14 protein-coding genes are annotated in these 17,545 nt (G+C 44.9%); 10 read left to right on the top strand and 4 right to left on the bottom strand.

Annotated features, from left to right (window positions below; translation table 11 throughout):
• Window positions 1–93: 93 nt before the first annotated feature.
• The gene (locus OCU56_RS11855) at window positions 94–603 is read right to left on the bottom strand and encodes a Spy/CpxP family protein refolding chaperone (protein WP_261873399.1); all 510 of its coding nucleotides are present in this window, start codon (window positions 601–603) and stop codon (window positions 94–96) included.
• 176 nt (window positions 604–779) lie between these two features.
• Between OCU56_RS11855 and OCU56_RS11860 the strand changes: the two genes are divergently transcribed.
• The 3 genes from OCU56_RS11860 to trmL all read left to right on the top strand — a co-directional run bounded on the left by OCU56_RS11860 (window position 780) and on the right by trmL (window position 3,400).
• A complete protein-coding gene (locus OCU56_RS11860; RefSeq protein WP_261873400.1) occupies window positions 780–1,463 on the top strand; it encodes a response regulator in 684 nt (227 codons plus the stop codon).
• Complete coding sequence (gene cpxA, locus OCU56_RS11865) at window positions 1,460–2,830, top strand: envelope stress sensor histidine kinase CpxA (RefSeq protein WP_261873401.1); 1,371 nt, start codon at window positions 1,460–1,462, stop codon at window positions 2,828–2,830. Before OCU56_RS11860 ends, cpxA begins: the two co-directional genes overlap by 4 nt.
• A 93-nt stretch (window positions 2,831–2,923) precedes the next feature.
• Window positions 2,924–3,400, top strand: a complete 477-nt coding sequence (gene trmL / locus OCU56_RS11870; protein ID WP_261873402.1) for a tRNA (uridine(34)/cytosine(34)/5-carboxymethylaminomethyluridine(34)-2'-O)-methyltransferase TrmL — start codon at window positions 2,924–2,926, stop codon at window positions 3,398–3,400.
• Window positions 3,401–3,421: 21 nt separating this feature from the next.
• Here the strand turns inward: trmL and OCU56_RS11875 are convergent, their stop codons facing one another.
• Window positions 3,422–3,910, bottom strand: coding sequence for an FxsA family protein (locus OCU56_RS11875; protein WP_261873403.1), 489 nt, complete (start codon window positions 3,908–3,910; stop codon window positions 3,422–3,424).
• Between the two features lie 320 nt (window positions 3,911–4,230).
• On the opposite strand from OCU56_RS11875, the gene aspA reads away from it, so the two are divergent.
• The 7 genes from aspA to OCU56_RS11910 all read left to right on the top strand — a co-directional run bounded on the left by aspA (window position 4,231) and on the right by OCU56_RS11910 (window position 12,697).
• Window positions 4,231–5,682 (top strand): aspartate ammonia-lyase, encoded by a 1,452-nt coding sequence (gene aspA / locus OCU56_RS11880; protein WP_261873404.1) that lies wholly within the window; start codon window positions 4,231–4,233, stop codon window positions 5,680–5,682.
• A gap of 95 nt (window positions 5,683–5,777) precedes the next feature.
• Complete coding sequence (locus OCU56_RS11885; RefSeq protein ID WP_261873405.1) at window positions 5,778–7,085, top strand: anaerobic C4-dicarboxylate transporter; 1,308 nt, start codon at window positions 5,778–5,780, stop codon at window positions 7,083–7,085.
• Window positions 7,086–7,236: 151 nt separating this feature from the next.
• Window positions 7,237–9,036 (top strand): protein-disulfide reductase DsbD, encoded by a 1,800-nt coding sequence (locus OCU56_RS11890; RefSeq protein WP_261873406.1) that lies wholly within the window; start codon window positions 7,237–7,239, stop codon window positions 9,034–9,036.
• Between the two features lie 155 nt (window positions 9,037–9,191).
• Entirely contained in the window at window positions 9,192–9,827 is a 636-nt protein-coding gene (locus OCU56_RS11895; protein ID WP_261873407.1) for a response regulator transcription factor, read from the top strand.
• A gap of 241 nt (window positions 9,828–10,068) precedes the next feature.
• Window positions 10,069–10,332, top strand: coding sequence for a DUF4212 domain-containing protein (locus tag OCU56_RS11900; RefSeq protein ID WP_261873408.1), 264 nt, complete (start codon window positions 10,069–10,071; stop codon window positions 10,330–10,332).
• Between the two features lie 12 nt (window positions 10,333–10,344).
• Window positions 10,345–12,072, top strand: a complete 1,728-nt coding sequence (locus OCU56_RS11905) for a sodium:solute symporter family protein (RefSeq protein WP_261873409.1) — start codon at window positions 10,345–10,347, stop codon at window positions 12,070–12,072.
• Window positions 12,073–12,214: 142 nt separating this feature from the next.
• Window positions 12,215–12,697: a hypothetical protein gene (locus OCU56_RS11910; protein ID WP_261873410.1), complete on the top strand. Its 483-nt coding sequence runs from the start codon at window positions 12,215–12,217 to the stop codon at window positions 12,695–12,697.
• On the opposite strand, the gene OCU56_RS11915 is transcribed toward OCU56_RS11910, so the two are convergent.
• Both OCU56_RS11915 and OCU56_RS11920 read right to left on the bottom strand, forming a co-directional pair.
• Window positions 12,694–16,134, bottom strand: a complete 3,441-nt coding sequence (locus tag OCU56_RS11915) for a PAS domain-containing hybrid sensor histidine kinase/response regulator (protein ID WP_261873411.1) — start codon at window positions 16,132–16,134, stop codon at window positions 12,694–12,696. The genes OCU56_RS11910 and OCU56_RS11915 overlap by 4 nt on opposite strands.
• Before the next feature lie 90 nt (window positions 16,135–16,224).
• On the bottom strand, window positions 16,225–17,400 hold the full coding sequence (locus tag OCU56_RS11920; RefSeq protein ID WP_261873412.1) for a 3-phenylpropionate MFS transporter: 1,176 nt from the start codon (window positions 17,398–17,400) through the stop codon (window positions 16,225–16,227).
• Between the last annotated feature and the right edge of the window lie 145 nt (window positions 17,401–17,545).

The following is a 17,545-nucleotide window of genomic DNA, read 5'->3' on the forward strand; positions in this document are numbered from 1 at the left end:
CTTAAATAGCTAACAAACAAAAAAAGCGCAACTTCAACAAGTTGCGCTTTTTTCAATCTAGCTCACTCCGAACTATGACATTCTATAAAGGCGTTATTCATTGCCTTTTTTCGACATTTTCTTTTGCATTTTTTGCTCACACTTAGTTGCTTTCTCTGCTTGTTTGTCCACAAGCTTTTGCTTTTGATCATCGGTTAATACACTCATCATGCGATGCATAGTGCGCATTTTTTCGACTTTCATCGCTGTACGTTCCGCAACCATTGAAGAGGCGAGTTGTTGTGCTTTGGCTTCATCAAAATCAGCGGCTAAAACCAGTTGCTGCTCCTGATCTTTCATGGATTTCATTTGTTGACGCTTGCTATCACCCTCGGCTTTTTTTGATGCACGTACTTCATCACGAATTTTTTTCATTTCCGTTTTTTGTGCGTCCGTTAAATCTAAACCGCGAAAGGCTTTCTTACCGTCCATTCTCATTTCACAGGCATGGCCACCTTTATGACCTTTGTCGCCATCTTTTTTGCCATTAGCAAGCACTGAGGCACTACCTAGTGTCAGTGGAACCATCATTGCTACTGCTAACCATTTTTTATTCATTGCCATGATATTAACCTCAATTATTTAGACATAGGCTGCTGTTTTCAGCAGGTGTTTTTATAATAATAGTTCTCTTGTAAAGTGCGGTATGTTGAACGTAAAGATAAGTAAATCGCCCCCATCCTTTTCCTAATCCCCTTACAATCTAAGTATTGAAGATAGCAGTAAAGTGAGAATTTTTTATGCACCATATACTATTGGTCGATGATGACATCGAGTTAACGGCTCTATTAGAAGACATTCTTACTTACGAAGGTTTTGCTGTATCGCAAGCCCATAATGGGCAAGAGGGGTTAAATGCCGTCGATGAAAGTGTTGACCTGATTTTACTCGACATCATGATGCCGAAAATGAACGGCATGCAAATGCTAAAACAGCTGCGTGAAAACTGGCAAACTCCGGTGTTATTTCTGACCGCTAAAGGAGAGGAGGTTGATAGAGTGATCGGTCTAGAGCTTGGCGCTGATGATTTTCTGCCAAAACCGTTCAGTGATAGAGAGTTACTGGCTCGTATTCGCGCTATTTTGCGTCGCACATGCACTCCAGTTACTACAACCGCGGGTACTGTTTTTCAAGACATCACACTCAACCCAGGGGCTCAAGAAGCCTATTGTAACGACACTCTGCTCGATCTAACGGGCACAGAATTCAGCCTTTTAGAGTACTTTTTACGCCACCCCGGTGAAGTGCTCACCAAAGAGAGCATTAGCCTTGATGTACTCGGTAAACGCTTAGCCGCTTTTGATAGAGCGGTCGATATGCACGTTTCCAACTTACGTAAAAAGCTACCGGAACGAGCAGATGGAAAACCTCGCATCAAAACATTACGTGGTAAAGGCTATCTATTTATTGAGAGCACACAATGAGACTGCCTAAATCCAACAGCCTCTACGGTCGTATCTTCGCCATCTTTTGGCTCACTATTTTAGTCGTTTTGCTAGCGGTCATTGGTTTACAAAAACTCGATCCGAGAAAATCTCATGCGATAAAGCACGACTCTCTAAATAAAATCAATCGCCTGGTATCCTCCATAGAGCAAAAGGTCACCGATAGCCCTACCCCACACCTCGCGCTAAAAAACTTAGAAGAGCGACGCTTTGGCAGTAAAGATTTTCGACTCTATTTAGTCAGTGAGCAAGGTCGCCTTCTCAGTCGCGCAAGTGGCCCAAAACGTCAAGCTCTGCAATCGATGGCGGCGCAATATGTCAATGCTAAAGAACCCAACCAGCAATTGTTTGGACGTTATATGGTTGCAGGTCCCTTCCCCATTATTATTAATGGCGAAAACTACACTGTCTATGCAGGGTTCTCTACCAAACGTCCACCGCCGATCCTCTACCAGTTCTTAGATGCGCCCTTTAAATTACTGTTATTTATTATGCTAATAAGCACCCCCTTATTGTTGTTATGTGCTTGGCGATTAAGTTTACCCGCTCACAAACTTGAGCGAGCAGCAAAACGCGTGACTCGCGGCGAATTTATCGTTGATCCTAGCCTTGAGAAAGGGACGAGTGAGTTTAAGCAAACCGGTGCGAGCTTTAATCAAATGGTGCTCTCTATTAATCAAATGGTATCGGGACAACAAAAACTATTATCTGACATTTCCCATGAGCTTCGCTCTCCCTTAACACGTTTAACAATGGCCAATGCACTGGCTATCCGTAAGCAAGGCACGTCTAAAGAGCTACAACGTATAGAAACAGAAGCCGAAAGATTAGAGCAGATGATTAAAGATCTGTTGGATTTGTCACGTATACAAATAGACAGCCACCACAATCGAGCCCTACTGGACGCTCACTCATTATGGGGCGAGATATTACAAGATGCGCAATTTGAAGCGGAACATAACCATATAGATCTGCATTTCCAAGCGGTACCTAAGGTCAAATTAACCGGTAATAAAAAACTGCTAACCAGCGCCTTTGAAAATATCGTGCGTAACGCCATTCGTTATGGACATTCAAAGATCGATATACAGTTTTCTATCCACAATAATCAGCTCACCTTTATTGTCGAGGATGATGGTGATGGCGTTGCTGAAGATGAGTTAGAAAGTATTTTCCGCCCCTTCTACCGCGTTTCAGAAGCAAGAGACAGAGAAAGTGGCGGTACTGGGCTGGGCTTAGCCATCACTGAAAGTGCTATTTTACAGCACAACGGTACCATTAAAGCGCAAGCGGGAAGCTTGCTCGGCGGGTTAAAAATGACCGTATGTTTGCCAATACAAATTTAGTGGTATCCATTAAATAGTATCTCTAACGGGCAGTGCACCTAAGATAGGTTTGGGTATATACTGCCCCCATTCATTTTAATTACAGTACAGCTTATGTTTGACATTGCCTTATACGAACCCGAAATTGCGCCTAATACAGGCAACATCATTAGACTTTGCGCAAACTGCGGCGCAAACTTACATCTTATCGAGCCATTAGGGTTTGATTTAGAAGAGAAAAAAGTAAGACGTGCCGGGCTTGATTATCACGACTTAGCCCGTGTTAAGCGCCATAAAAACTACCAAGCTTTTATCGAGTATTTAAATGAGCGAGAAGGCGAATATCGCATTTTTGCTTGCACCACTAAAACGACGGGACACCACGTAGATGCCCAATACCAACACGGCGATGTGTTGTTGTTTGGCCCAGAGACTCGTGGATTACCCGCAGACTTAATCGATGCTCTGCCTATGTCACAAAGAGTACGCATTCCAATGGTTCCGGATAGTCGCTCACTCAACCTATCGAATGCCGTAGCCATTATTGCTTTCGAAGCATGGCGTCAGATGGGCTTCCCTGACGCGATCTAAATCACTCTATAATATGGATGATTAATTAAGACGGTCTTTATCTTGATCGTCTTTTTTCTCGTACTCACCTTCAAACACATCCCCGTCCTCTTTTTGCTGAAAAGGACCGTTCTGCCCAAAGTGCGTATGCCCCTGAAAACCCGAGTGCATGCCATTAACTTTGACTTTCTTCATTAACTGACGAGCAATAATCGCTCTCGGTTTAGGTAGTAAAACCACCATACCCAATGTATCGGTCATAAAGCCAGGAGTCAGCAATAGTACCCCTGCCACAGCTAGCATGACACCCTCAACAATTTGCTGAGCCGGCATTTCACCTTGTTGGAGACGAGACTGCACGGAAAGAAGCGTTGCAATCCCCTGACTGCGCACCAATGATGCGCCAATTAACGCAGTCGAAATAACGATTGCTATCGTAGTCCAAACCCCGAGGAATCCACCTACTTGAATAAATAGACCTATTTCAACTATGGGTACACATATGAATAACAACAATAAAATAGGAAACATGCATCCTCCTCACATTAAGGTGCTCAGTTTAAGCTCAAAAAGGGTATAAGCTCAATTGTTATATACCTTTAGCCGCCTTTCATCTCACACAAATACCAAGCAATGGTCATTGTGTGCAAAATTCTGTGTTTTTCCCTCGTAAAAGTGATCAATTTATAATTTTTATTTTCTTATTCCATGTATGGTGTTGCATATGAAATCTAGTCTGATTTTATCGCTAAATAATCTACGAATGGACTCATTAAACTGAATTGATAAATGAATAGTTACTTCTAAACTATTCATTGTTATATCAAATAAGATGAATAAAGGTCCATGCTATGACAACATCTGCTGCACTGTTAGCCACCCGTATAGAAGAAGATCTCCTTGGGCAACGCCATGTTCCTGCCGACGCCTATTATGGTATCCACACCCTGCGCGCTATTGAAAACTTTACCATTTCAAGTATGACGATTTCCGATGTGCCGGAATTTGTTCGCGGCATGGTTATGACGAAAAAAGCGGCGACCATCGCCAATAAAGAACTTGGTGTTATTCAACCCGATGTTGCTCAGCACATCATTGAGGCATGTGACGTCATACTGGAAACAGGACGTTGTATGGACCAATTCCCTTCCGATGTCTTTCAGGGGGGGGCAGGCACCTCAGTCAACATGAATACCAACGAAGTGATTGCCAACCTAGCCCTTGAACTCATGGGCAAAGAGAAAGGCCAATACGACATTGTTAACCCCAATGATGACGTTAACAAAAGTCAATCAACCAACTGTGCATACCCCACTGGCTTCCGCATCGCGGTATACAACAGCGTCAGTAAACTTATTGAAGCCATTGAGTATTTAAAATGTGCCTTTGCCGATAAAAGCACTGAATTTGACGGCATCCTCAAAATGGGACGTACCCAGTTACAAGATGCGGTACCTATGACCGTGGGCCAAGAGTTTCATGCGTGGTCGGTCACCCTGTCCGAGGAGATTCGCAACCTACAATACACCGCCAAACTGCTGCTTGAGGTTAATTTAGGGGCAACGGCGATTGGAACGGGATTAAACGCTGCCGAAGGCTATCAAGAGTTGGCTGTCAAAGCCTTAGCCGAAGTCACTGGGCTTGAGTGTGTGCCATCAGAAGATCTCATCGAAGCCACTTCAGACTGTGGTGCTTATGTCATGATGCACGGCGCACTTAAACGTCTTGCCGTTAAGCTTTCTAAAATTTGTAATGACCTGCGCCTATTATCCTCAGGGCCACGCGCAGGCCTTAATGAACTCAACTTACCGGAGCTTCAAGCCGGTTCATCTATCATGCCCGCTAAAGTAAACCCTGTGGTTCCCGAGGTGGTTAACCAAGTGTGCTTTAAGGTGTTGGGAAATGACAACACCATCTCATTTGCAGCAGAAGGGGGGCAACTTCAGTTAAACGTAATGGAACCCGTCATTGCGCAAAGCATGTTTGAATCCCTAACCATTTTAACCAATGCCTGTGTCAATCTGCGTGATAAATGCATTGCCGGCATTACCGTAAACAAAGAGGTTTGTGAAAGTCACGTTTTCAACTCCATCGGTATCGTCACCTATTTAAACCCATATATAGGACATCACGAAGGCGATATCGTCGGTAAAATTTGTGCTCAAACAGGCAAAAATGTCCGTGAAGTGGTTTTAGAGCGTGGACTGCTTACAGAGGCGGAACTGGAAGATATCTTCTCAGCTGAAAACTTAATGAAGCCACAATATCGAGCTAAGCGCTTCGAACAAACTCACAGCAAATAGGTACCGTCTCTTTTCATTCGATAAGCTCAAATTTTATGCCTGAAATTTGAGCTTAATGTTACTAACACAATTTAATTAAACGAAAGGAAACAACAATGATAATGATACAACTACTGGTTGTTCTGGTGTTCATCTATATAGGTGCCAGAATTGGCGGTATAGGCATTGGTCTCGCGGGCGGACTAGGCGTTATTGCGCTCTCTTTGGGGCTTGGTGTCCCAACTAGCCAAGCGTTTATACCGGTCGACGTTATACTAATTATTATGTCGGTCATTACCGCTATTGCCGCAATGCAAGTGGCAGGTGGTATGGATTGGCTGGTACAACTGGCCGAAAACTTCTTACGCAAACACCCAGAAAGAATCACCTTCTACGCGCCGATCGTAACCTTTTTCATGACCCTTATGGCGGGTACTGGGCATACTGCATTCTCAACTCTACCGGTTATTGCCGAAGTAGCAAAAGGCCAAGGCATTCGCCCTTCAAGACCTCTTTCTATTGCCGTTGTGGCCTCACAAATTGCAATTACCGCTTCACCAATTTCTGCTGCCGTAGTCGCTTTTGCAGCCATGCTTGATCCTCTCGGTGTCGATTACCTCACTCTACTTGCTGTGTGCATTCCAACCACTTTTATCGCATGTATGATAGGGGCGTTTGTTGCCAACTTTATTGGCTGTTCACTTAAAGATGACCCTGTTTATCAGGAGCGTCTAGAGCAAGGACTCATCAAACTAAATAGCAGTACCCAACGTGAAATACTGCCAACAGCAAAACGTGCGACCTTTATTTTCTTAGGTGCCATTTTATTTGTGGTCCTATATGCGGCAGCCATCTCTGGTTCTGTTGGCTTGATTGAAAACCCGCACTTAGGTCGAAACGAAGCCATCATGACGGTGATGCTCGGTGCTGCTGCCATTATTGTTCTCACCACTAAGATTGATGCGTCTCTAATTCCATCAGCGGCGACGTTCCGTTCCGGTATGACCGCTTGTGTGTGTGTATTAGGTGTGGCTTGGCTTGGCTCTACCTTTGTGAACGCGCATGTTAATGACATTAAAGAAGTGGCGGGAGCACTGCTAGAAACCTACCCATGGATGCTGGCTATCGTGTTATTCCTAGCGTCTATGTTGCTTTACTCTCAAGGAGCGACCACTGTGGCACTGATGCCTGCAGCTCTTGCCATTGGCGTAGCTCCTCTTACTGCGGTAGCTTCATTTGCGGCGGTGAGCGCTTTGTTTGTATTGCCAACCTATCCAACACTTTTGGCGGCGGTAGAAATGGATGACACGGGTTCAACTCGAATCGGTAAATATGTGTTTAACCACCCTTTCATCATCCCTGGAGTGGTTACCATTGCCACATCAGTAACACTTGGCTTCTTAATTGGTAGTTTCTTTATTTAAGTCACCGCTTATTTAAGTTCACTACTTAACATAAAAAGGGGCGCACTATGCGCCTCTTTCTGTTTTAATCTAAATTAATACGATAGACGACGAAACTTAACACCCCTCTATCAGGTCTCTTTATTAACTGAATTCGATTTGTACGGACACTATGCGCTCAACCCTAATCTCATTATTGTTATTATGCTTTTCTCACGCCACTTTGGCCGCGTTTAGCAGTCAAACGACGCCTACGCCTCAACCGAACTTTGAGCAAGCAAGCTTTGGTCAACCGGCCTTTAAAACCGTAGAGCAAGCCTTCCCTTTTACGACTATCCAACAGGATAACCAAGTTCAATTAACGTGGCAGGTTTCTAAAGGCTACTACCTTTATCAGTCTCGATTTGATGTGCAAGCTCAAAATGCCACCTTAGGTAAGTTACAATTAAGAGATGGCACACCGTACAAAGATGAATTTTTTGGCTTAGTGAATATTTACACTGAGCCTGTGACGATAACGGTGCCCATTACAGAATCACACAATAACGCACAACTTACCGTGCAATACCAAGGCTGTGCTAAAGCAGGGTTTTGCTACCCCCCAGAAACTAAGGTCATTTCCTTAGCACCGAGCAGTGCCACAACCACCAGCACCGCACTTACCATACCCCCTACCGAAACATCCAAGAGCGCCTCCATTGACGCTCTACCTAAAAACGACAGTGATATGGCGGCGCTACTTAGTGACTCTATTTGGACGCCATTAATCTTTTTATTACTCGGTATCGGCCTAGCCTTTACACCCTGTGTATTGCCTATGTACCCCATTTTAACCAGCATAGTTTTAGGTAATGGCAAACAGTCTTCGGCTCGCGCCCTATCATTGTCTTTTATTTATGTGCAAGGTATGGCGTTAACATACACCCTACTAGGACTAGTGGTGGCCTCTGCTGGAATGCAATTTCAGGCGGCACTGCAGCATCCTGCGGTGCTCATCACCATTAGTGTCCTGTTTGTCTTACTGTCGCTATCCATGTTTGGCCTATATAACTTACAACTTCCTAGTAGCGTGCAAACTAAGCTCAGCGAAATAAGCAATCAGCAAAAAGGTGGGCGCTGGTTGGGGGCTTTTGTTATGGGCATTATATCTGGATTAGTGTGCTCTCCTTGTACTACTGCCCCTCTATCTGGAGCCTTGCTGTATGTGGCTCAAACCGGCGATATCTTAACGGGCGCCATCACTCTATATGCATTAGCTCTAGGGATGGGCATACCACTCATCATACTGGCTGTTTTTGGTAATCGCTTCTTACCCAAAGCTGGATTATGGATGGATAAAGTCAAAATCGTATTCGGTTTTGTATTACTGGCAGCTCCGCTATTTTTCTTGGAAAGAATCATCAATGAGCAATGGGTGTTAGCTCTGTGGTCTCTTTTAGGGATCTCGTTTTTTGCTTGGCTCTATCATGCAAAAAATCAATTACCTTTTGGCAGTTGGAAACAAAGCCTTATTGGCGTCATTGCGGTATTAGGTTTAATTGGTTCAGCACAACCTATATGGAATAAATTACTCGGCTTAGATAGCCATATTGCGCCAGTTACATCTGAAATTTCCTTTACCCGAGTCAGCACAGTTGCTGAATTGCAACAGCAACTAGATAAAGCCAAGCTCGCAGGAAAACCTGTGATGCTCGACTTTTATGCTGACTGGTGTGTGGCCTGCAAGGAGTTTGAGAAATACACCTTCCATGAGGCGCAAGTAGAGAAAAAACTGACTCAGTTTGTACTACTGCAAGCGGATGTCACTAAAAATCAAATGCAGGACATCAAACTCCTTGAACACATGCATGTGCTAGGGTTACCTACCATCGAGTTTTGGGATGCTAACGGGGAACACCAGCCCGCATCTCGACTCACCGGTTTTGTCAAAGCGGAGCCTTTCTTAAATCACCTGCAGCGCATTAACCCATAAAACACCCACATGCCCATTCCTCATTGAATGGGCATTTTTCAATCTGCTCAATAAATATCGATATAGCCCAGAGTTTTCACTCCTCAATGTTGTTCATTGCATGAAAAGTATTAATAATCTATTAAATAAACTCTAACAACATGGATACAAGTGACATGGACGCCACCTATACTATTGTTATCGCTGATGATCACCCGTTATTTAGGAATGCTCTATTTCAATCAGTGCATATGGCCATTAGTGGGGCGAACTTACTTGAAGCCGATTCACTTAACACCTTGCTTGAACTGCTACGCAAACAACAAGACGTTGACCTTATTCTGCTGGATCTGAAAATGCCAGGTGCGAATGGCATGTCAGGGCTAATGCAGTTACGCAGTGAGTTTCCAGATATTGCCGTTGTTGTCATATCCGCAAGTGAAGATCCTTCGGTAGTCAGCCAAGTAAAAAGCCATGGCGCTTTTGGTTTTATTCCTAAATCCAGTGATATGCGCAGCCTAATTAATGCCCTAAATCAAGTTCTCAATGGCGATCAATTCTTTCCCGAACATTTAGTGAAACACGCCCAACAATACAGTGATATCACAGATAAGCTCGCCTCTCTAACCCCACAACAATATAAAGTATTGGCTATGTTGGCTGATGGTTTGCTCAACAAACAAATTGCCTATGAACTGGATGTCTCTGTGGCTACCATAAAAGCGCATATGACCGCTATTTTCCGCAAACTTGGCGTCACCAATCGCACGCAAGCGGTTATCTTACTGCAGCAATCCGAAGTGGGATCTTAACCGCTGCTTAGGGCAATAATGAGCAAATAATCTCTTTTGCCAATCCAATCCTTATTAGACCTTTGGCTAATACCATACAAACCCAAGCTCACACTTTCTCCCACACATATCGTAACCTTCTGATTTAAAAACATTTACAACAAACGTTCATCACGACCAAAGTTGAAAAGCGTTATTGGAAGCACACTGCTATCGTATGTTTGAAACATTTCATTAACATACTAAGCGTAAGGAGACGGTAATGGCATTTGAAAATGAAGAACGAGCCAAAGCCTACTGGAGCAAAAATGTGCGACTGATGATCAGCCTATTGGTGATCTGGTTTGTCGCATCATTCGGTTGCGGTATTTTATTTGTAGACGAACTTAATCAATTCCAAATTGGTGGATATAAACTCGGCTTCTGGTTTGCACAACAAGGCTCTATCTACTGTTTCTTAGGCATTATTTTCTACTATTCGTGGAAGATGCGTCAGATTGACCGCGAATTTAACGTAGAAGAATAAGGAGCAACAAAGATGGATCTTAAGACGATTACCTACCTTGTTGTAGGGGCCACATTTGTCCTCTATATCGGGATTGCGATATGGGCAAGAGCCGGTACAACTAAGGAATTTTATGTTGCAGGTGGAGGGGTTCACCCCATTGCAAATGGCATGGCAACCGCAGCAGACTGGATGTCGGCGGCTTCGTTTATCTCTATGGCTGGCTTAATTGCCTTCATGGGATACGGTGGCTCTGTTTTCCTTATGGGTTGGACTGGCGGTTATGTACTGCTCGCCCTACTGCTTGCTCCATACTTGCGTAAATTTGGCAAGTTCACCGTTCCTGAGTTTGTTGGCGAACGCTTCTACTCTAAAGCTGCCCGAGTGGTGGCGGTAGCCTGTCTTATCATCGCCTCTGTGACCTATGTTATTGGTCAAATGAAAGGCGTGGGTGTAGCCTTTGGTCGCTTCCTTGAAGTGGACTATGCCACAGGACTTGGCGTAGGTATGTGTATTGTCTTCATCTATGCCGTTATGGGTGGCATGAAAGGCATTACCTACACTCAAATAGCTCAATACTGCGTACTCATTCTTGCTTACACTATTCCAGCAGTATTTATCTCTTTGCAGCTTACTGGCCACGCTCTGCCACAAATTGGTCTCGGCAGTACCATGACAGGAACCGATGTTTATCTACTCGACCGGCTTGACCAAGTGGTGACCGAACTCGGCTTCACCGAATACACAACACATGTACGGGGAGATACCCTCAATATGTTTGTGTATACCATGTCCTTGATGATAGGTACTGCAGGTCTACCCCATGTCATTATTCGTTTCTTTACTGTGCCTAAGGTGCGTGATGCGCGAACGTCTGCCGGTTGGGCGCTAGTGTTCATTGCCATTCTTTACACAACAGCACCTGCTGTAGCGGCAATGGCTCGCTTAAATCTAATGGAAACCGTTAACCTACCGTCCGGTCAAAACCTTGTTTACGACGAGCGCCCAGCTTGGTTTAAGAACTGGGAAAAAACGGGCTTGCTAGGGTTTGAAGATAAAAATGCGGATGGAGAAATTCAATACACCTCAAGTGCTGAAACCAATGAGCTCAGAGTAGATAGAGATATCATGGTATTAGCCAACCCTGAAATTGCAAAATTGCCTAACTGGGTCATTGCTCTAGTAGCTGCAGGTGGATTGGCGGCCGCGTTATCCACCGCAGCAGGCCTACTGCTTGCGATATCCTCGGCCATATCGCACGATCTGATAAAAGGGGTGATAAACCCCAACATATCCGAGAAAAACGAACTGCTCTCCAGTCGGATAGCTATGGCCGTCGCCATTGGGGTTGCGGGGTATCTGGGGCTCAACCCACCAGGCTTTGCCGCCGGTACAGTGGCTCTGGCATTTGGGCTCGCCGCCTCCTCCATCTTCCCTGCCTTGATGATGGGTATATTTAGCAAAGGCATCAATAAAGAAGGGGCGATTGCAGGTATGATCGCAGGTATCAGTATTACTCTGTTCTATGTATTCCAACACAAAGGCATCCTATTTGTTGCCGATTGGAAGTTCCTACAGAGTTGGGGGAGTAACTGGTTCCTAGGTATTGAACCAAACGCCTTTGGTGCCATTGGAGCTGTGTTCAATTTTGTTGTGGCATTTGCGGTATCAAAAGTAACGGCTGAAACGCCACAAGAGGTAAAAGACCTTGTTGAGCACGTTCGTGTTCCTGCTGGTGCAGGCTCAGCTCAAGACCATTAAGATTAGTTTAATCTAGTCCACAAAAGCCCCTGCGGGGGCTTTTTTAATCGCCTCACTCAAGTATGGTAACAAGGTGGTGTTTAGGAAAATGACACCTTTAATCAATCACCTCCACTATTTACATTGTCGCTAGGATGCAAAAATGTTCAAAAACAAACACTTTATCGTTGCTCTATTAGTTGCACCTATTTTGGCTGTCATTACCTATTTTGGGGTTGATATGGCGGTAAGTGAAAAACCGCACGCCGCGAAACAAGGTAAAAGCTATAAACTGATCAGTAAATCAAATTGTCGCTATACCAGTGGCTTATGTGATTTTGAAAATGGCGAGTTTAAAGTACAGTTCCGCTCAGAAAAGCTCACCTCTGATAGCTTGCAGTTAACCCTGAAATCAAAATTCCCACTGCAAGGGATTAAAGTGGCCTTAGCTGATGAAGCCGATGCCAACCCAATAGCCATGACCTCCACCAATCAAGATATGCGAAACTGGGCAGTGTCATTACCTGTTACGGATATTAAAAACAAAAAACTTCGCATCGCAGTTCAAGCTAATGACACTCTGTATTATGGTGAAACAGAGACCACTTTTGTCACCTATGAGACGCTATTCACCGAAGAAAACTAATCCGATAATGTATTCAGTAGGGTTCGAAGGCGCAACGGTTTCACCGGCTTGGGTAAAAATTCGAACCCTGCATCGCTCACTTGCTCAATGATATCTGGCGTTCGATCGGCACTAATAATAACGCCACTAAACTCTCCCCCTATCACTTGACGAAAACGTTGCAATACTTGCAACCCCGTTTTGCCATCGTCTAATCGATAATCTGACAAAATAATGTCCGGTTGCCAACCACCTTCCAGTCTCAGCAAGCTCTGCTCTAAATCGGTAGCGAGCTTTACATTGCACCCCCACCGTTGCAGTAAGTTCTCCATTCCTTGCAAAATAGAGACGTCATCATCAACACATAACACGCATAAATGACTCAAAGGGGCTGGGGCTAATTCACTGGTAATGGCAGGGGTTATATTTAGTGGGGTTTTATCCGCAAGAGGAACAGTAACAGAAAAGACACTGCCCATACCCGGCCAAGAACGTAAAGAGATATGATGTCCCAGCAACTGAGCAATACCCTTTGATATCGCCAGGCCCAAGCCTAACCCTTTATCTGAACGTATTTGATTGGTGCGAGTAAACTCTTCAAAGATAAGTTGCTGTTTATCTTCTTCAACGCCAATGCCATTATCCCAAACTTGTATGGATAACATGCCCCCCTCACGGCGAACCCCGAGCAAGACTTTACCTTGCGGGCTGTATCGAAAGGCGTTGGTGAGAAAGTTTTGAATAACTCTGCGCAATAACTTGCCATCAGAGCGTACAAAGAGCGATGTGGATACCGTTCTAAAATTAATGCCTTGCTGCTCAGCAATAACGGCAAATTCGGCATCCAAATTTGACAACATGTCACTCAAAGCAAAGACCTGAACTTGTGTTTCTAGCTTCCCTGATTCTAGGCGTGAGATATCGAGCAAATCACTAATGAGCTCTTCGGCCGCTTCCATAGCACTTTCAATATGACCTGCCACGCGCTGCGTTTCTTTATCTGTCGCCATTTCCGATAAGGAAGAGGTAAATAAACGGGCGGCATTTAAAGGTTGCATCAAATCATGGCTGACCGCCGCCAAGAAACGCGATTTGGATTGAGACTCTTGCTCTGAGCGCTGCGTGGCAATAGTTAACTGACGGTTCAACTGCTCAAGCTCGTGCGTGCGTTCTTGTACGCGCTCTTCTAGCGTTACATTCGCATCTTTTAATGCCTGTTCGGCTTGCCGATACACAGTAATGTCACTAAAACTCATAGCAAAACCACCACTGGGCATAGGGTTACCCTGCACCTCGATCACTCGCCCGTCAGCACGCTGACGAGAAGAAGTATGCGTGGTCCCGCGCCTTAAGTGCTCAAGGCGTCGCTGCACATGTATTTCAGGATCGCCCGGCCCGCAAAGCCCTTGCTCAGCATTATGCCGAATAATATCAGCAATGGGTCTCCCCACCTGAATAAGCCCTTGAGGAAACTTAAACAGCTCTAAATATCGTTGGTTCCATGCCACCAAACGCAACTGTTTATCCACTACCGCAATACCTTGCTCAATATGCTCTATAGCACCTTGCAATAGGCTGCGACTAAAGTCATATAATTCAGAGGCTTCATCAACAATCGTCGCCACCTCATCCAGCTGCATATTTTTGCCTTGCAACGCAGAAGTAAGCACTAACTTTGCCGAAGATGCGCCAAACACACCGGCTAACACTCTCTCTGTATGTCGAATCAAGGTTGATGGGGCGTACTGATTTGGCAACAACACTTCATCTTGCTGACTCCAAAATTGATTAAACGCACTGCGCACTCGATGCCTTCCAACAAACTTGGATGCAACCAACTCAAGCTCCGCCACCGTCACCCGGCTTTGGTAAAGACTGATATTATCCGACTCAGGAAGGGGGGAACCAATAAAAGCGGCGGACTGTAAGCGCTCACTAATATTTGGCCGAGTGACCATAGACACCAATACATAACAAACACTATTAGCGGTAATGCTAAGCAGCATTCCCCAGTCTGAACTTTTAATCTCTAAGTGTGCCAAAAATTCTGGTGGCGAGATGACCCACAACAACACATTGCTTCCCGCATCCCCTGCCAAAATGCCGGTTTGGCTCATTAAGGTCACTAACCATAAAATAAAGCCAACCACTAACCCCACATATACGCCATTGCGGTTACCATGACGCCAGTACATTCCGCCAAGCAAGGCTGGGGCAAATTGAGTCACAGCAGCAAAAGAGAGAAAGCCAATAGCAGATAAGCTGCCAATACTGTCGAGCACTTGATAGAAAAACCACGCCCCAACAATCAACAGAACAATGAGGACCCGACGAATGACTAACAAGCGCCCAGAAAAGTGGCGAAAGTTATGCTGTGATAACTTCATACGGCGCAAAAGCAAAGGCATAACTAAGTCATTTGACACCATGATAGCCAGAGCTATGGTTGACACTATCACCATGCCACTGGCCGCCGATACCCCACCGATAAAGGCCAGTAGGGCGACGCTTTCCGCCCCTAGAGCCAGAGGAATACTGATGACATAACTGTCAGCAGGTGTGTTTGGTAATAAACTGGATCCCACCCAGGCTATGGGTAACACAAATAGCCCCATCAAGGCTAAGTAGCTGGGAAATACACGGCGCGCGGCGTGCAAGTCATGAGCCCGTTCGTTTTCGACCACCATAGTATGAAACTGTCGAGGCAAGCAGAATATGGCCATCATAGTTAACACGGTATGAATCAATAGGGTGGGAATATTTGGCGGAGAATAGGTTTGCTGAGCAATGTCCCACAGCGCAATATCACCCTTTTTCCACACTAGTGTCACCACAAACAGGCCAACAAATAAGAACGCCACCAGCTTCACAATAGATTCAAAAGCGATGGCCATCATCATCCCGCGATGGTGCTCGGTATTATCAATATGACGGGTGCCAAATAAGACGGTAAAGGTCGCAAGAGCGACGACCATTAACCAAGATACTTGGTATTTTTGGCGACTAGACTCCCCTAATACTTCGGGAGCAACAAACTCTATTCCCGTCATTATGCCGCGCATCTGCAAGGCAATGTAAGGCAAGATCCCCACCACTGAAATGACAGTAACAAAAACCGCTAAACCTTGAGATTTGCCATAGCGTGCGGCAATAAAATCGGCAATAGAATTGATGTGCTCTCGTTTTGCCACTAAGATCATCCGCGCCAAAACACGCCAGAAAAAGACAAAAACGATAATCGGTGCCAGATAAACAGGCAGAAATGACCAAGGGTTATTAGCGGCTTGGCCTACCGTACCAAAAAAGGTCCAAGAGGTGCAGTACACGGCAATAGACAAACTGTAGATCCACGGTCGCCAACTCGCTAACCATTGCGGACGTTTATCGCCATACCATGCAATTAAAAACAGTAGAACCAAATAAAGTAGCGATGCGGGGACGACCACCCATCCTTGCATAAATAACCCTTAACCCATTTTAACAATGTCACAGTGACTGAAATTAGTATAAGACTAGTCAAAATTCGCTTTATAGCTCAATAAGTTAGATTATTTTTGTGGTTCAATCCCCACTTCTGGACTGTTCTCTGGTTGCGGGTCTAATTTAACCAACATCGCCACCACACCCATACAGGCCATTACCCAAAATACATTCACACCCCAACGCTCATAACCCCAGCCACTCACAGCGGTCATGACGGCCATGACAATACCGAGTGGAATCGCATTGTATAACGCTTGTAACGCCACCATTTTATTTTGTTCCGAACCTTGGATATAACGAATTGCCGCAATGTGCGCCAAAGCAAAAGTGACACCATGCAATAGCTGTATCATAACCAGAGCAGGTAACATTGTGGTTGAAGCCGTTAGCCCCCAACGCACCACGACACCAACCGACGACACCAAAAACAACGAACGTAAACTCCAATTACCGAACCAGCGACGACTAAAGGCAAAGATACACACTTCAGCTGCAACACCTAAACTCCACAAGTAACCAATAATATCTGCGGTGTACCCTGCTTCTTTCCAGTAAATAGTACTAAAGCCATAATAGGCGGCATGGCTACCTTGAATTAAGGCGATCAAACCCAAGAACTTAATCACGGATTTATCCCCCATTAATTGACTTAACTTGGGCCTAACCGAAATAGTGTCACCTTGTGTGACAGGCATTAAACTCGGGTTGCGCATGGATAACAAAACCGAGAAAGCAATCCCCACTAGCGCCGTATATACAATCCAGTCAAGGCCAAAGTGCGCCACCAAAAAGCCCACAACCGTTGAACCCATAATAAAAGCAATCGATCCCCACAGGCGTGTTCGACCATAGTCGAGCGCTTTTAAGCGAGCATAATGATTAGCCATAGCATCAGATAAAGGAATCGCAGGGCCACAACAGAGGTTAAACAACACCGTTGCCAGCGCCATCAACCAAAAACTGCCTCCGGTAAAAAGGTGAAAAGCGATGAAGACCAAAGAGGCAATGCTTAATATTCTCAGGGCAGGAAGTAAATGTTCCACTCGGTGAATACGAGGGGTGATCAGTAAATTCGCCACACACCGAGTCGCTAATGCTACGCCCAACAAATACCCAATATCTGTAGGAGAGATCCCCTGCCCTTTAAACCATAGAGCCCAAAAAGGAAGATAGACTCCATAGGCAAAAAAGAAGCCCAGAAAATACTGAGAAAGCCATGCGTATGGCGACGGTTTCAACATTGGGCAGCCCTAACATTAAGATAATTTGGCTAAGGATTATGAATTGAATTGCAAAGAATAAAAAGGGATAACTGCTATTTCTCCTTTTCCGTATTAGACCAAAGTCGTCTGGAGCTTATGCGAGGATTTGTCACACTAGTAATGT

Origin of the sequence: Vibrio rarus (assembly GCF_024347075.1) — a bacterium.
Lineage (GTDB): Bacteria > Pseudomonadota > Gammaproteobacteria > Enterobacterales > Vibrionaceae > Vibrio > Vibrio rarus.

Coding starts and splice junctions, on each gene's coding strand:
- OCU56_RS11855 (WP_261873399.1), bottom strand. CDS start 603: ATGGCAATGAATAAAAAATGGTTAGCAGTAGCAATGATGGTTCCACTG.
- OCU56_RS11860 (WP_261873400.1), top strand. CDS start 780: ATGCACCATATACTATTGGTCGATGATGACATCGAGTTAACGGCTCTA.
- cpxA (WP_261873401.1), top strand. CDS start 1,460: ATGAGACTGCCTAAATCCAACAGCCTCTACGGTCGTATCTTCGCCATC.
- trmL (WP_261873402.1), top strand. CDS start 2,924: ATGTTTGACATTGCCTTATACGAACCCGAAATTGCGCCTAATACAGGC.
- OCU56_RS11875 (WP_261873403.1), bottom strand. CDS start 3,910: ATGTTTCCTATTTTATTGTTGTTATTCATATGTGTACCCATAGTTGAA.
- aspA (WP_261873404.1), top strand. CDS start 4,231: ATGACAACATCTGCTGCACTGTTAGCCACCCGTATAGAAGAAGATCTC.
- OCU56_RS11885 (WP_261873405.1), top strand. CDS start 5,778: ATGATAATGATACAACTACTGGTTGTTCTGGTGTTCATCTATATAGGT.
- OCU56_RS11890 (WP_261873406.1), top strand. CDS start 7,237: ATGCGCTCAACCCTAATCTCATTATTGTTATTATGCTTTTCTCACGCC.
- OCU56_RS11895 (WP_261873407.1), top strand. CDS start 9,192: ATGGACGCCACCTATACTATTGTTATCGCTGATGATCACCCGTTATTT.
- OCU56_RS11900 (WP_261873408.1), top strand. CDS start 10,069: ATGGCATTTGAAAATGAAGAACGAGCCAAAGCCTACTGGAGCAAAAAT.
- OCU56_RS11905 (WP_261873409.1), top strand. CDS start 10,345: ATGGATCTTAAGACGATTACCTACCTTGTTGTAGGGGCCACATTTGTC.
- OCU56_RS11910 (WP_261873410.1), top strand. CDS start 12,215: ATGTTCAAAAACAAACACTTTATCGTTGCTCTATTAGTTGCACCTATT.
- OCU56_RS11915 (WP_261873411.1), bottom strand. CDS start 16,134: ATGCAAGGATGGGTGGTCGTCCCCGCATCGCTACTTTATTTGGTTCTA.
- OCU56_RS11920 (WP_261873412.1), bottom strand. CDS start 17,400: ATGTTGAAACCGTCGCCATACGCATGGCTTTCTCAGTATTTTCTGGGC.